Below are 12,868 nucleotides of genomic sequence, written 5' to 3'. Positions count from 1 at the left end.
CTGCACGAGCTGCTCGGTGTCGAGAACGTCAAGAACTACGACGGCTCCTGGACCGAGTACGGCAGCCTCGTCGGCGTCCCGATCGAGCTCGGCGCGGCCAAGTAACACCCTGGGCACCACCCCCGGCACCACCCTCGGACCGACCTCTCAAGACCTCATCCTCAGGAGTACGACATGTGCGGAGCGAAGGCCGGCGGCCCGGACGCCTCGACGATCAAGCCCGGTGAGACCACGATCCAGGGTCAGGTGACGAAGGACGGCGAGCCCGTGGTCGGCTACGTCCGCCTGCTCGACTCGACCGGCGAGTTCACCGCGGAGGTGCCGACCTCCGCCACCGGACAGTTCCGCTTCTACGCGGCGGAGGGCACCTGGACCGTCCGTGCCCTCGTCCCCGGCGCCACCGCCGACCGCACGGTCGTCGCCCAGCAGGGCGGCCTGGCCGAGGTCGCGATCGCGGTCTGAGCAGTCCCGCGCGAGGGCCGCACCTCCCGGACCGGAACCCCGGGGTGCGGCCCTTCGCCGTCTCCGCCCGCCCGGCCTACCCTTGACTCATGCTGGCACGGCGGCGTCGCCTGTACTTCGTCATGATGGGGATCTGCATCGGTCTCTTCGTCCTGGCCTGGACGGTCGTGCGCATCTGGTCGGTCCCCGCCGCCGTGGGGATGTGCGTGGTGGCCATGGTCATCCCGCCCGTCGCCGCGATGGTCGCCAACCGCCGGGGTCCCGACGACCGCTGGTGGGACGACCCCTCCGGCGACCCCAAGTCCGACGAGTGGTGGGACGAGCTGGACGGGAAGAAGCGTCCCCGCCCCTGAGGCCGGCAGGTCCCGGTATCCGGTTCGGTCTACCGGAACGCGCCGACGTTGCGCAGGGCCCACGCGGCGAAGGTCCGGGGCGGACGGCCGAGCACCGCCTCGACGTCCGGGCTGAGCCGCAGCTCGGCCGCGTTGGGCTCGCCGAGGACGGCCAGCGTCGTCGCCACCACCGGTTCCGGCATGAACGCCGACATCCGCGCCCCCGCCTCGGCACGGGTCAGCTCCACGAACCGCACCGGCTCACCGAGGGCCGCGCCGATGGCCTCGGCCTGCTGCCGGGGCGTGACGGCCGCCGGTCCGTTCAACTCGTAGACCCGGCCGACGTGTTCGTCCGCGCGCAGTGCCGCCGCCGCGACCTCGGCGAGGTCCGCGGGATCGACCACGGGGATCCCGACGTCACCGAACGGCGCGGCCACGGTGCGCTCGGCGCGTACCGACTCCGCCCAGGCGTAGGCGTTGGAGGCGAATCCGCCGGCCCGCAGGATCGTCCAGGCCAGGCCCGACCCCCTCACCGCGTCCTCGACCGCCCGCATCGCCCCGCCGTGCGAGGGGGACTCCGCCCTGGTCACCACGGCCTGCGAGGAGAGCAGCACCACCCGTGCCACCCCGGCGTCCCGGGCCACCGTCAGCACGGCCCGGGTGTCGAGCCCGTGCCCGCCCGTGCCGCCGTCGTGCAGGAACAGCGCCTTCGCTCCGTCGAACGCGGGCCGGAGTGTCTCCGGCTCGGCCAGGTCGGCCCGCACGTGCGTCACTCCGCCCGGCAGGTCGACGGGGGCGACACCCCGGGACACCGCCGTCACCTGTTCCCCGGCCTCCGCCAGGGCCGCCACCAGCGACCGGCCCACGTTCCCGGTCGCACCCGTCACCACGATCATGCTCAACTCCCGTAATCTCCGGTGGTCTTCAGCGATGACAGGGACGCTAACAGCCTCGGTATAGTAGGTACCCAGAGGAAAGTGACTACCTTCCAGGGGTGTGGCTCATGACGACCGAGACCCGACGGCCGGCGCCCGACGCCCTGTCCGACCCCGAGGTTGCCTGCCCGGTCTCCCCGGTCGTGGACATCGTCTTCAGCCGGTGGACCACGCCGATCCTCTGGTCGCTGCACACCTTCGGCCGCCAGCGGTTCGTCCAGCTGGAGCGCCGTATCAAGGGCATCACGCCCAAGGTGCTCACCCAGCGGCTGCGCCAACTGGAGCGCGACGGCCTGGTCGTGCGCACCTACCACCCCGAGGTGCCGCCGCGCGTCGAGTACGAGATCAGCGACCTCGGCGGCAGCCTCGCCCCGCTCTTCGCCCACCTCGCCGAGTGGGCCGCCGGCCATCTCGACCACGTCGAGACGGCCCGGCAGCGGTACGACGAGGCGGGATCCCCCCGTCCCTGAGGGCTGTCCCGCAATCCCCGGCGGGCGCACGACGACAGCTACGGCACCTCGCAGCGTTGTCGGGTTCGCCCGAATGCGCCCGGTATGAGGACGACCCTCCGCCTTGCGATGCACCGCATCTGACGCCGTGCGCCGACCCACCGGGGATCACGGGACAGCCCTCAGTAGACGAGCGCCTGCGTCCCCTCGGCCATCGCCTCCTGCACGAAGACCTGCGCGCCGGCGATCCGGACGCCCTCGATGACGTCCTTCTCCGCGATGTCCCGGCGGGCCGCGCACTGGGTGCAGAGGGTGAGCGTGCCGCCCGCCAGGATCGAGTCGACCAGGTCCGGCAGCGGCGCGGAGTGCGGCAGCTCGAACTCGGCGGCCCGCCCGGGCAGCGCGAACCACGCGGACTCCCCGGTCAGCCACATCGACACCTCGACGCCGCTGGCGACGGCCACCGCCGCCACCGTGAACGCCTGCGAGCACCGCTCCGGGGCGTCCGCCCCGGCCGTCACCTTGATCACGAGCTTCTTCGCCATGCCTGCAGCGTAATCGGGCGGCGTGCTCGGACGGCTCGACCGGGGGGCCCTACGGCTGGTGTTCCGCACGCTGGTGCTGGCGCATCAGCACGTTCGCGTCGGTGGCCGCGCTGTGGTCGAACGTGACCAGCGCGGCCTCTCTGCGGCCGCCGAGCTCCGCGCACTCGGCGCAGCCCGGGACGGGGCGTGGCGGTCTGCTCAGATCCTCCGGACCCGACGGCACGCCCCACGCGCTGCGGTCGTTCGCCGCGCGCACGCCCGCGCTGAGCCGCTCCCTGTCGGTGGCCGGTCGCAGCACCGCCGGGTCGGCCTGCCACTCCCTGCCCCCGCCGACGGGACGCAGCATCGCGTACGGCCCCGACTGGTCCCGGTACTCGCCGACCTGGTCGGTGGCGGTGTCGTAGAGCAGCGTTCCGGGTTCCATGGCATTCGCTCCTTTCGTCCAACATCTCTATGAAATGCGTCAGTTGGACTACTCTGGGTATCGAGGCTGCTACGAGCATGGCCCGGAGGTGGCGTAGGCACGCCGACGGCGGGCGGTTCTTCCCCGTCTGGCGGCGCTAATTCCACAAATTCCAAGGCGTACCAGGGAGGCGTGCGGTGCCGCAGAGGCGGGTGGTGACGGGGCGCAGTCAGGAGCCCAGGCAACGGTTCGCGGAGGAGTTACGGCATCTGAGGGCCGAGCGGGGGGTGAGCCTGCGAGAGCTGGCCGAGGAACTGGGCTGGGACGCCTCCAACTTCGGCAAGATGGAGAGCGGGCGGACCCTGGGCAGCCCGGAGCTCGTCGAGGCGCTGGACCAGTACTACGGCACGCCCGGGCTGCTGCTGGCCCTGTGGGAACTGGCGGTCGGCGACCCGTCACAGTTCAAGGAGCAGTACCGGCGGTACATGGTGCTGGAGGCGGAGGCGGTGAGTCTGTGGCACTACGCCGTGAGCCGTCCACCGGGCATGCTCCAGACCCGGGCGTACGTGCGTGAGGCGTTGGCTGCGGGCGGGCTGAAGGACGAGGAACTGGAGCAGCAGGTCGCCGCGCGGATCGGACGGCAGGCCGTGCTGGACGGGGACGATGCTCCGCCGTTTCGAGTCATCCTCTCGGAGGCGGTGCTGCGCAATTCGCTGAGTGATCCGGGGGACTGGCGAGGGCAACTGGAGTACCTGGTGGCAGCGGGAGACCGCCCGCACATCACGCTCCACGTGCTGCCGTTCGGTACCGGCCTGCACGGCTTGGCCAGCACCGATGTCATGTTCCTGCGGCTACCCGACGGTCGTGCGGTCGCGTACGCGGAGAACGACGTACGAGGCGAACTGGTCGAGGAAACAAGCAGGGTTGAGCGCCTCCACCGCACTTATGATGCCGTACGTGACCTGGCTCTGACGCCTGTCAAGTCGCGGACGTTCATCTTGCGTATGTTGGAGGAAGTGCCGTGCGAGCAATCGACTTGAGCCATCTCAGGTGGCGCAGGAGCAGCTACAGCAACTCCGACGGCGGCCAGTGCCTTGAGGTGGCTCCCGGTCATCCTTCCCTCGTCCCCGTGCGTGACAGCAAGGACCCCTCGCGCGGGGCCCTCCTCTTCGAGGCCGCCGCCTGGACGGCCTTCGTGGCCGGAGTCAGGCGCTGAGGTAGGCCTCGACCGCCACCTGGACGAACGGCCGCAGCAGGGGGTCGGTGTTTCCCTCGGCCCACGCCACCACCACCCGGCTCGGCGGCATGTCCACGACCGGTACGGTCACGAGCCCGGCGCCCGGCTCGTGGCCGGTCGTCGTCATGCCCACCGTCCCGTTCCACAGCACCGCCTGCCGGCATTCCTGGACCGCCCGCACCACCGGCCCCCGCCGTACCGTCCCGCCGTTCCAGTACGACTGCCAGTGGTCGTCGGTGCCTTCCGGGAACCGGAACCACCGCCGGTCGGCGAGGTCGGCGAGGGCCAGGCTCTCGCGGTCGGCCAGGGGATCGTCCGCGCGGAGCAGCGCGCCCACCGGGTCGGCGCGCAACTCCCTTACCGCCAGGCCGGTTTCGTCGAAGGGGGCACGGGTCAGGGCGACGTCCACGAGCCCGGCGCGCAGCCCGCAGGTGGGGTCGGTGAGGTCGGTCTCGCGGATGCGGATCTCGACGCCGGGGTGGCGTTCGCGGTAGGCGCGGGCCAGCCGGCGAACGCCGGGATCCGTGCTGTCGCCGAGGAGGCCGACGGTGAGTACGGTGGCGCCCGCCGCCGTGGCGACCCGCACCCGCAGTCTGTCGGCCCGGTCCAGGAGCGCACGGGCCTCGTCGAGGAGCACGGCGCCGACGGGGGTGAGGGTGACACCGGCCGGGGACCGCTCGAAGAGCGCCGCGCCGATCTCGCTCTCCAGCCCCTTGACCGCCCGGCTCAGCGGGGGCTGGCTCATGTGCAGCCGGGCGGCGGCCCGGCCGAAGTGGAGTTCCTCGGCGACGGTCACGAAATAGCGCAGGGTCCGCAGCTCCATCCGCTCCATGCAGCCACGATACCGATCGGGTATCGGGGTGCCGGAACAGGTCTTGGACAGCCGTACCGTCCCGGCCGTCGAATCGGGGTATGACAGCCCACGATCACCACAACGAGGCGGCCGAGGCGGCCGTGTCCGTCGTCGGCCCGGACGACGGCGAGGTACTCGTCCTCGGCACCACCACGATGCGCGTCCTGGAGGACGGCCGCACCACCGGGCACCGGCTCGGCATCGCCGAGTCCGTGCTCGCCCCGCACACCCCGGGACCGCCGCAGCACCGGCACGCCCGGCACGACGAGGGCTTCTACGTCGTCTCCGGATCCGTGCGGTTCACGGTCGGGGCGGAGGAGTACGACGCCACCGCGGGCACCCTGGTGATGGTGCCGCCCGGCGCCCCGCACTCCTTCGCCAACGTCACCGACGCACCGGCGGTCATGCTCAGCACGTTCACGCCCGACCTGTACGTGCGGTACTTCCGGGACCTGCGGGACCTGTTCGCGGCCGGAGAGGCGACCCCGCGGGCGAACGCCGAGGTGATGAGCCGCTACGCCACCGAGCCCGCCTCATGAGCGTCGCGTACTGGATCGTCGCCGGTCTCCTCGCCCTGTTCTACCTCTACGCGGGCGGGCTGAAGACCGTCCGGAGCCGGGACCGGCTGCGGCCGATGATGGCGTGGGTGGACGGCATGCCGATGGCGGCCGTACGGGCGCTCGGGGCCGTCGAACTGCTCGGCGCGTTCGGTCTGCTGCTCCCGCGCCTGACCGGTGTCGCCCCCTGGACGGCCGTGGCCGCCGCGAGCGGCCTCGCTGTCCTGCAGCTCGGCGCGATCAGGGTGCACCTGCGGATGGGGGACCGTCAGGTCGCCCTCAACGCGACGCTGCTGCTCGTGGCGGCGGCCGCGGTCTGGCTCGCGGTGGTGTCCTGATCGTGATTGATCGTTGTACAACTCATTGAGCCGACCATGAGTCTCCTGTGGAGCGCGGATCAAGGAATCCGCGCTGCCGGATCCACAGAGGGAACCATTGGACGCGTCAGAGACACCACCCGAAAGGCCGGGCAGGCGCCGCCGTACCGGCATACTGCTCGCCTCCGCCGCCGTACTCGGTGTGGCGGCCGGCACCTGCGTCGGCTACCTGGTCCAGGCGGACCGGGAGCCGACGGCCCTGCCGCCCCTGTCCCAGCCGTTCCTCGCCCAGGCGAAGGGCGCGGGCCCCGAGCCGCTGTCGGCCGCACAGGACCGGAAGGCCAAGGCCGACGGTGACCTGCGCAAGCTGCTGGTGAGCAGGCCGAAGGCCGCACGCGAGCCGAAGGACGTGGAGAGCGGCGACGGGTGGATGGAGGCGGGTGCGCTCGCGGAGACGTACAAGAACCCCGCCGAAGCCTTCCGCAACCTGGTCGCCACGAGGGAGTTCCGCCGGGCGGCCGTCACCGACTGGCAGGAGGACGGCGGCTTCGAGGTCGAGATCCGGCTGGTCCAGTACCGCCAGGAGCAGACCGGCACGGAGGCCGCCGACGCCGCGGACGACGCGTACTACTTCGCCGAGCCGGCCGATGACTACGACACCGACAGCTGGCCGATCCCCGGCACGGGCGACGGCAAGGTGTACGTCCACCAGAAGCCCCGAACCTATTACGGCGTGGGCCTGTACTCCGCCGAGGCGCACGCGTGGCGCGGTGACATCGCCATGGAGATATGGATGTACGACACGAAGCCGATCCCGAAGACGAAGGTGCTGGATCTGGCGAAGCGGCAGATGGAGCGGCTGTGACCGAGAACCCGGGATCACCCGGACACCCCGACCCGCAGCCCGTCCCCGCGGCGACCCCGGCACCGGTGGCGCCGGAGTCCACCGAGCCCGCGTCGACGTCCCCTGCCCCTGCGTCCGTCGAGCCGGATGCCGTGGGTGAGGGCGTGGCCGAGCCCGACGACGCGGAGTCCGCTGGTGCGCGGCCGCGGTCGGGGCGTCGGCGTCGCGTCGCCGGCATCGTCGGCTTCGGGGTCCTGGCCGCTGCGGTGCTGGCCGGGGCCACCTGCACCGTCGTCACCGTCCAGGGTGCCGACCGTGACCCCGGTGCTCCCTCCTGGAGCCTGCCGAAGGCCGCCGCCCAGGACGGCAAGGAGGCGCACGCCGACGGACTCGGCGGGATGCTGCTGCCGTACGACACCGGCACGTACGAGCGGGGTCCCGACTCCTCGGAGTTCGGGTCGGACGTCGAGCTGTCCGGCACGCAGGCGACCCGGCTGCGCAAGGAGTCGATCAAGGACCTGCCGCGTTCGCAGCGGCAGGCGCTGGAGCGGCAGCTCGACCGGAACCCGGTCAAGGGCATGGCGATGCGCAGCTACCTGAACACGGCCGGGGCGCCCGGCTACCAGTACACGATGGAGATCGTGCTGGCCCGGATGGGGAGCCGGCAGACGGTCCGTTCCATGGCGACCGTCCAGAAGGGCCTCCTCGACGAGCTGAAGGTGTTCCGGAAGGGGCCGGAGATCAAGGGCTACAAGGACTCGGCCTCCTGCTTCCTGCCGCCGACGGACCGGGACGAGAAGATGGACACGATGGTCTGCACCGGCTACGTGGGTGACGTCCTGGTCACCGCCACGGCGACCGCGGGCAAGCCGCTGGACAAGGAGAGCGCGGCCGGCATGCTCCGCGCACAGCTCGACCGCATCAAGGACCCGGGGGCGTCGGTATGACCACGGACACGAACCAGCCGGAGGTCGCCGACGGCCTCGGCGATCCCGAGGGCCTCCGCGATCCGGAGGGCCTCCGCGATCCCGACGGCTTCGGCGATCCCGGCGAGTTCCCGCCCCCGCCGCCGAAGAAGGACCGGCGAGTACTGCGGGCCGCACTCCGCTGGGTCTCCGCCGTGGCCGTCTTCGCGGTCGTCGGCGCCGGCACGGCCTACGGCATCACCCGGGCCGACCGGACCGACGTGCCCGGCCTGGCCACGCACTCCGACGGGCGCTGGACCTACCCCACCCTGGTGCGGCCGCCGCTGCCGCCCGGGAAGCCCGGTCCGAACGACGACGCCCGTAACCCGGCCGGCAGCCACTTCGCCGACCTGCGGAAACTGGTCCTCCCGGCACCGGCCGGCGCCACCGCCGACACGGCGCTCAAGGGCACGGACGGCTGGCTGCCGACCGGGACGTTCCTCGCGGAGTTCACCAAGGCCGACCGCGGCTCACTGCGCCAGAAGCTCGTCGACAAGGGCCTGCGGCACATCACCGCGCGCGGCTGGACCACCGCCGACGGCACGCACACCCGGATCTACCTCCTCCAGTTCGACACGGCCGCCGTCGCGGAGGACCTGATCAACCACCAGTTCATGAGCTACTCGTCGCCGGCCTACGCACTGCGCGACGGTGACCAGTACCAGCTCGACCAGGAGTTCCCGGATCGGGCCAGGCCCGACCACGTCGTGATGGTGCCGTACACGGAGCTGAAGCCGTACGGCGCGCAGCAGGTCGCGCAGGCCTACCTGGCCACCGGCGACACCGTCGGCGTGATCATCCAGTCCCGCAAGGGCGGCGCGCTCTCCGTGCCCTTCGAACAGACGGTCACCCTGCAGAGCGAACTGCTGGCCTGAGCCCCGCCGGGCACACCTCGCCAAGAGCGCCGGGCCCCGGCCGCGTAAGCTGGGGCCCGGCTCTTGTACGTATGCCCACCCTCGCTCAAGGAGCACCCGTGGAGACCTTCTTCGAAACCCTGCTCGTCCTGGTCTGCGTCGGCGTTCTCGCCTTCGCCGGACTGACCGTGAAGAAGCTGTACCAGGGCCAGCGCTGATCCTCTCCGTCTAGGAACGCCGTCATGATCGAGATTCCGTCCGACCTGCACAAGGACCTGGTCCCGCTCGCCTTCCTGCTGGGCAAGTGGGCGGGCGCGGGCGTCCACGACTTCCCGGGTTCGGAGAAGTGCAACTTCGGCCAGGAGGCCACCTTCAGTCACGACGGGCGTGACTTCCTGGAGTACCACTCCCAGACGTGGGTGCTGGACAACGACGGGAACAAGGTCCGCCCGCTGGAGACCGAGCACGGCTACTGGCGCATCGACGCCGACCGCAGGGTCGAGGTCACCATGACCCGCGACGACGGCGTGATCGAGATCTGGTACGGCGAGATGGCCGACAAGAAGCCCCAGATCGACCTGGTCACCGACGCCGTGGCCCGCACGGCCGCCGCGGCCCCGTACAGCGGCGGCAAGCGCCTGTACGGCTACGTCAAGAGCGACCTGATGTGGGTGGGCGAGAAGCAGACCCCCGAGGTGGAGCTGCGCCCGTACATGTCCGCGCACCTGAAGAAGGTCGTCACCCCGGAGGAGGTCGAACGCTGGGCGAAGGCCCTGCCCAGCGACATGCCGGACGACGGCATCGCCTTCTTCAAGTAGCCCCGAGCTGCTTTCCAGGACCCCGCCGTGCCGGCGGGGTCCTTGTTTCATCCCTGAGGGTTAACAGTTCACCCTGCATGGCAATGCGCTTGCGGGTGGGAGTGCTGCACGGCTACGGTTGCGACGTCTTCGGCAGTCGCGCGGCAGGGTTTCGGGGCCGGTGAATGCGCGGAGCCCCGGTCGCAACATGCCTGCGACCGGGGCTCCGGAGGCTGTGCTCTGGGTGGCTTGCGATGCAGAGGCGGGCCCAGAACATTCACCTAGCAGGTTACCACTGTGCGTGCATGAGTGCACAGAGTGTGCGCGCATGCACAGGTAGCCGCCGAGTGAGGGGGGAAGCATGACGAATCGACTGCCCGAGTGGATGGTGCGAGACCTGTCCCTGCCTCGACTGAGGCGGTACATGCGCGCGGCGCACGGCGATGCCCCGACCGCCGAGCGGCTGTACTGGTGGAACATCGAGGTGTCGGCGGCCTTGCTGGGATCCCTCCACTGTCTGGAGCTGACCCTGCGCAACGCGCTGCACAACGCGCTCGCCGGACACCACGGCAGACCGGACTGGTGGGCGGTTGCGTGCCTGAACGAGCGCGGTGTGAAGCTCGTGGACGACGCCCGTCGTTCCTGTGCACGCCGCCTGTCGCGTACGACCCCGGACGACGTCGTGGCAGAGCTGACCCTCGGTTTCTGGGTCTCACTGCTCAGCCAGGGCTACGACCGGCACTTCTGGGTGCCCGTCCTGCACTCGGCGTTCCCGCACTACCGAGGACGCCGCGACCGTCTCTACAAGGACCTGACCTCGCTGGTGCTGCTGCGCAATCGGGTCATGCACCACGAGCCGGTCCACCACCGGCACCTCGCCGCCGACCATGACACCATCTACCGCGTGCTCGGCTACCTCAGCCCCGAACTGGTCAAGGAGGCACAGGCCATGGACCGGTTCCCGGCTGTGATCGCCGGCCGGGCGGAGACGTTGCGCGGTGTCAGAACGCCCAGGTTCTGACGAGGGAGCACCATGACCGAATTCCCCACGCGCCCCGGTGCCAACGCCGGTGCACTCGTCTCCAGGCCCGACATCGCGCGCCTCGCGGGGGTGAAGCGTCCCGCGGTCTCCAACTGGGAGCGGCGGCACGCGGACTACCCCGCACCGGTGGATCCCGGCGCCGACATCGAGCGATTCCGTGCCGAGGAGGTCCTCGGCTGGCTGTCCGGGCGGGTCATTCCGGCGAACGCCAGGCGCCCGGACGAACCGTCCGGCACGACCTACGGCGACCGGTTCCGCGCGGGCCTGACGGGGGGCATGTCCGGCGGGCTGCTCCGTGCGGTCGAGCGGCTCGCGGGCCCGGAGGCGGACCGACTGCGCGGCTCCATGCCTCTGGACCGCTATCTCCTGTGGCTGCTGTACTTCGTGTGCACCCGGATCGCGGAGTCCGACGACGGCCTGGCCAGGATCGTGGACGCCTTCGGTGAGGCGGTGCGCGAGTTCGATCTGCCCGAGGACACCTTCCCCCGCCGCCTGCTCGCGGATCTCGCCGAGACGCTCGGCCGTACCGCCGCCGGCTCGGCGCAGGAGTGCCAGGCGGCGTTCGACCACGTCCTGGTGGTCTGGCGCGCCGCTCATGCCCGCGAAGGCGGCGCGTTCTTCACCCCTCCCTCCGTGAGCCGCGTCATGGCCGGGGCGCTGGCCGCCGTGCGACCCGGGGCGGTCAGCGTCCATGACCCGTACGGCCGGACCGGGGAACTGCTCGTGTCCTACCTGGACGCGGTCGCGGAGCGGGGAGGCGACGGTCCGTCGTTCGTCAGCGGTCGGGTGCCCGACGGTGTGGAACGGCAGGTCGCACAGTGGAACCTGCGTGTCCACCACGGACGTACCGGGCGGCTCGACGAGGGCCCGTTCACTCCGGCGCTGGACCCCGCCATCGACCCGCCCGCCGCCTTCGACGTGCTGTTGACCAACCCGCCCTTCGGCCGCCGGCTGGAGAGCGTGGCCCCGCCGCCGTTCTGGGTCTACGGCCCGGCGCGCCGCAGCGAATTCGACTGGCTGCAGTACATCGTGTCGCGGCTCGCGCCCGAGGGGCGGGCCGCCGTACTGCTGCCGGCCGGAGCATCCTTCAACGCAGGGGCCGCCGAGACCGTGCGGGCCGGACTGATCGGAGCCGGGGCCGTGGAGTGCGTGATCGCGCTGCCCGCGGACATCTTCGCGCTCACGGCCGTCAAGACACAGATCTGGTTCCTGCGCGCTCCCGCGGCGGACGCGGCCGCCGATCCGGAGGTCCTGTTCGTGGCAGGTGAGCACCTGGGTCACCAGATCGCCCGGACCCAGCGTGCGCTGACCGACGACGAGGTCGCTCTACTGGTCGAGGAATACGTCTCCTGGCATACGGCCGCGGCGGCCGGGCGCACCTTCTCGGGGCGTCCCGGCCTGAGCCGGGCCGTCTCGGTACGTGACATCGCGGGTCAAGGTCACAGCCTGGACCCGGCGCTCTACGTTCGGTCGCCGGTCCCGGTCTCGCCCGCCCGCGAGGCCGGTCCCGTCAGGACCCGGGAGCGGCTCACGCAGCTGGGCGCGGAGATCGGGATCCTGCACGCGCGGGCGGAGGCGGCCGACGCCGAAGCGGCCGAGTGGCTCAGGAGATACGAACTGTGACGACGACCGACGAGTTCGTCCCACCTGTCGGCTGGACGCGTGCCCTCCTTCGGGAGCTGTGTGCGTCGATCCAGGTCGGAGCGGGGCAACGGGCCGAGGACCGGGGGCGTCCGCAGACGGAGGGAGGGGTTCCCCTCGTGCTGCCGCGCGGTCTGCGCGGTCAGCGGATCGTCACCGAGGACGCCGCGGCCGTCCCTGTGGTCCCGTGGGACCGGGCGCGGACGCTTGCGAGGTACGAACTGGTGCAAGGGGACGTCCTTCTGACCCGGACCGGCACCGTCGGCCGGTGCGCCCTCGTCACCGGGGAGCACGTGGGGTGGCTGTTCCACCCCAACCTGGTACGCCTCCGGCTGCCTGAGGCGGGACGGGTCTCGGCCGCGTATCTCGTCGCGTACCTGAGCGCGACGGCCGCGCAGGACTGGATCAGAACCCGGACAGCCGGTTCGGTCATTCCGTCGCTGAGCATCCGCACCCTGGGCGAGCTGCCCGTTCTCGTCCCGCCCGCCGCCGAGCAGGAGATGATCGGCGCCACCCTCGCCGCCCTGGACGCCAAGATCCGGGCACACGCGGAGATCGCCAGGGTGACCCGCCACTACCGGGGTGTGCTCGCCGACGCCCTGATGAGCGGTGTTCTGCCCACCGAGCCGTGATCC

General features: G+C 71.3%; 18 protein-coding genes and 1 pseudogene. 15 read left to right on the top strand and 4 right to left on the bottom strand.

Annotation, left to right across the window (positions count from 1 at the left end):
• The 3 genes and pseudogenes from ACFY3I_RS32785 to ACFY3I_RS32775 form a co-directional block, all read left to right on the top strand.
• Positions 1–105, top strand: a pseudogene (locus tag ACFY3I_RS32785) (sulfurtransferase); the annotation flags it as partial.
• Between the two features lie 69 nt (positions 106–174).
• Complete coding sequence (locus tag ACFY3I_RS32780) at positions 175–462, top strand: DUF1416 domain-containing protein (RefSeq protein WP_003991226.1); 288 nt, start codon at positions 175–177, stop codon at positions 460–462.
• 89 nt (positions 463–551) lie between these two features.
• Positions 552–815 (top strand): DUF3099 domain-containing protein, encoded by a 264-nt coding sequence (locus ACFY3I_RS32775; protein ID WP_365289831.1) that lies wholly within the window; start codon positions 552–554, stop codon positions 813–815.
• Between the two features lie 29 nt (positions 816–844).
• Here ACFY3I_RS32775 and ACFY3I_RS32770 read toward each other — a convergent pair whose 3' ends face one another.
• Complete coding sequence (locus ACFY3I_RS32770; protein WP_390864667.1) at positions 845–1,690, bottom strand: NAD(P)H-binding protein; 846 nt, start codon at positions 1,688–1,690, stop codon at positions 845–847.
• Between the two features lie 107 nt (positions 1,691–1,797).
• Here ACFY3I_RS32770 and ACFY3I_RS32765 point away from each other — a divergent pair, with 107 nt between their 5' ends.
• Positions 1,798–2,199, top strand: a complete 402-nt coding sequence (locus ACFY3I_RS32765; protein ID WP_390864666.1) for a winged helix-turn-helix transcriptional regulator — start codon at positions 1,798–1,800, stop codon at positions 2,197–2,199.
• 161 nt (positions 2,200–2,360) lie between these two features.
• Here the strand turns inward: ACFY3I_RS32765 and ACFY3I_RS32760 are convergent, their stop codons facing one another.
• Both ACFY3I_RS32760 and ACFY3I_RS32755 read right to left on the bottom strand, forming a co-directional pair.
• Entirely contained in the window at positions 2,361–2,723 is a 363-nt protein-coding gene (locus ACFY3I_RS32760; RefSeq protein ID WP_365289825.1) for a DsrE family protein, read from the bottom strand.
• A 49-nt stretch (positions 2,724–2,772) separates the two neighbouring features.
• Positions 2,773–3,147, bottom strand: a complete 375-nt coding sequence (locus ACFY3I_RS32755; RefSeq protein ID WP_390864665.1) for a hypothetical protein — start codon at positions 3,145–3,147, stop codon at positions 2,773–2,775.
• 176 nt (positions 3,148–3,323) lie between these two features.
• On the opposite strand from ACFY3I_RS32755, the gene ACFY3I_RS32750 reads away from it, so the two are divergent.
• Together ACFY3I_RS32750 and ACFY3I_RS32745 are read left to right on the top strand one after the other, a co-directional pair.
• Positions 3,324–4,166: a helix-turn-helix domain-containing protein gene (locus ACFY3I_RS32750; RefSeq protein WP_390864664.1), complete on the top strand. Its 843-nt coding sequence runs from the start codon at positions 3,324–3,326 to the stop codon at positions 4,164–4,166.
• Positions 4,148–4,342, top strand: a complete 195-nt coding sequence (locus ACFY3I_RS32745) for a DUF397 domain-containing protein (RefSeq protein ID WP_390864663.1) — start codon at positions 4,148–4,150, stop codon at positions 4,340–4,342. Before ACFY3I_RS32750 ends, ACFY3I_RS32745 begins: the two co-directional genes overlap by 19 nt.
• On the opposite strand, the gene ACFY3I_RS32740 is transcribed toward ACFY3I_RS32745, so the two are convergent.
• On the bottom strand, positions 4,332–5,186 hold the full coding sequence (locus ACFY3I_RS32740; RefSeq protein ID WP_390864679.1) for a LysR substrate-binding domain-containing protein: 855 nt from the start codon (positions 5,184–5,186) through the stop codon (positions 4,332–4,334). The two genes, ACFY3I_RS32745 and ACFY3I_RS32740, sit on opposite strands and share 11 nt — an antisense overlap.
• An 89-nt stretch (positions 5,187–5,275) precedes the next feature.
• On the opposite strand from ACFY3I_RS32740, the gene ACFY3I_RS32735 reads away from it, so the two are divergent.
• The 9 genes from ACFY3I_RS32735 to ACFY3I_RS32695 all read left to right on the top strand — a co-directional run bounded on the left by ACFY3I_RS32735 (position 5,276) and on the right by ACFY3I_RS32695 (position 12,865).
• Positions 5,276–5,755, top strand: coding sequence for a cupin domain-containing protein (locus ACFY3I_RS32735; protein ID WP_390864662.1), 480 nt, complete (start codon positions 5,276–5,278; stop codon positions 5,753–5,755).
• Positions 5,752–6,111 carry a DoxX family protein gene (locus ACFY3I_RS32730; RefSeq protein ID WP_390864661.1) on the top strand — a complete coding sequence of 120 codons (360 nt, stop codon included), beginning with the start codon at positions 5,752–5,754 and terminating at the stop codon, positions 6,109–6,111. The genes ACFY3I_RS32735 and ACFY3I_RS32730 overlap by 4 nt, the downstream gene beginning before the upstream one ends.
• A gap of 97 nt (positions 6,112–6,208) precedes the next feature.
• The gene (locus tag ACFY3I_RS32725; protein WP_390864660.1) at positions 6,209–6,955 is read left to right on the top strand and encodes a hypothetical protein; all 747 of its coding nucleotides are present in this window, start codon (positions 6,209–6,211) and stop codon (positions 6,953–6,955) included.
• Positions 6,952–7,881, top strand: a complete 930-nt coding sequence (locus tag ACFY3I_RS32720; RefSeq protein WP_390864659.1) for a hypothetical protein — start codon at positions 6,952–6,954, stop codon at positions 7,879–7,881. The genes ACFY3I_RS32725 and ACFY3I_RS32720 overlap by 4 nt, the downstream gene beginning before the upstream one ends.
• Entirely contained in the window at positions 7,878–8,774 is an 897-nt protein-coding gene (locus tag ACFY3I_RS32715; RefSeq protein ID WP_390864658.1) for a hypothetical protein, read from the top strand. Before ACFY3I_RS32720 ends, ACFY3I_RS32715 begins: the two co-directional genes overlap by 4 nt.
• A 221-nt stretch (positions 8,775–8,995) precedes the next feature.
• The gene (locus tag ACFY3I_RS32710) at positions 8,996–9,571 is read left to right on the top strand and encodes an FABP family protein (protein ID WP_365289809.1); all 576 of its coding nucleotides are present in this window, start codon (positions 8,996–8,998) and stop codon (positions 9,569–9,571) included.
• Positions 9,572–9,911: 340 nt separating this feature from the next.
• Complete coding sequence (locus tag ACFY3I_RS32705) at positions 9,912–10,571, top strand: hypothetical protein (RefSeq protein ID WP_390864657.1); 660 nt, start codon at positions 9,912–9,914, stop codon at positions 10,569–10,571.
• A gap of 12 nt (positions 10,572–10,583) precedes the next feature.
• Positions 10,584–12,215 carry an N-6 DNA methylase gene (locus ACFY3I_RS32700; protein ID WP_390864656.1) on the top strand — a complete coding sequence of 544 codons (1,632 nt, stop codon included), beginning with the start codon at positions 10,584–10,586 and terminating at the stop codon, positions 12,213–12,215.
• Complete coding sequence (locus ACFY3I_RS32695) at positions 12,212–12,865, top strand: restriction endonuclease subunit S (RefSeq protein ID WP_390864655.1); 654 nt, start codon at positions 12,212–12,214, stop codon at positions 12,863–12,865. Before ACFY3I_RS32700 ends, ACFY3I_RS32695 begins: the two co-directional genes overlap by 4 nt.
• Positions 12,866–12,868 lie beyond the last annotated feature (3 nt).

Origin of the sequence: Streptomyces sp. NPDC001068, assembly GCF_042897315.1 — a bacterium.
Lineage (GTDB): Bacteria > Actinomycetota > Actinomycetes > Streptomycetales > Streptomycetaceae > Streptomyces.
Note: the sequence above shows the minus strand (reverse complement) of the source record. Positions and strands in the feature narration are given on the sequence as shown.

Coding starts and splice junctions, on each gene's coding strand:
- ACFY3I_RS32715 (WP_390864658.1), top strand. CDS start 7,878: ATGACCACGGACACGAACCAGCCGGAGGTCGCCGACGGCCTCGGCGAT.
- ACFY3I_RS32775 (WP_365289831.1), top strand. CDS start 552: ATGCTGGCACGGCGGCGTCGCCTGTACTTCGTCATGATGGGGATCTGC.
- ACFY3I_RS32710 (WP_365289809.1), top strand. CDS start 8,996: ATGATCGAGATTCCGTCCGACCTGCACAAGGACCTGGTCCCGCTCGCC.
- ACFY3I_RS32705 (WP_390864657.1), top strand. CDS start 9,912: ATGACGAATCGACTGCCCGAGTGGATGGTGCGAGACCTGTCCCTGCCT.
- ACFY3I_RS32730 (WP_390864661.1), top strand. CDS start 5,752: ATGAGCGTCGCGTACTGGATCGTCGCCGGTCTCCTCGCCCTGTTCTAC.
- ACFY3I_RS32735 (WP_390864662.1), top strand. CDS start 5,276: ATGACAGCCCACGATCACCACAACGAGGCGGCCGAGGCGGCCGTGTCC.
- ACFY3I_RS32740 (WP_390864679.1), bottom strand. CDS start 5,186: ATGGAGCTGCGGACCCTGCGCTATTTCGTGACCGTCGCCGAGGAACTC.
- ACFY3I_RS32700 (WP_390864656.1), top strand. CDS start 10,584: ATGACCGAATTCCCCACGCGCCCCGGTGCCAACGCCGGTGCACTCGTC.
- ACFY3I_RS32780 (WP_003991226.1), top strand. CDS start 175: ATGTGCGGAGCGAAGGCCGGCGGCCCGGACGCCTCGACGATCAAGCCC.
- ACFY3I_RS32770 (WP_390864667.1), bottom strand. CDS start 1,690: ATGATCGTGGTGACGGGTGCGACCGGGAACGTGGGCCGGTCGCTGGTG.
- ACFY3I_RS32755 (WP_390864665.1), bottom strand. CDS start 3,147: ATGGAACCCGGAACGCTGCTCTACGACACCGCCACCGACCAGGTCGGC.
- ACFY3I_RS32765 (WP_390864666.1), top strand. CDS start 1,798: ATGACGACCGAGACCCGACGGCCGGCGCCCGACGCCCTGTCCGACCCC.
- ACFY3I_RS32760 (WP_365289825.1), bottom strand. CDS start 2,723: ATGGCGAAGAAGCTCGTGATCAAGGTGACGGCCGGGGCGGACGCCCCG.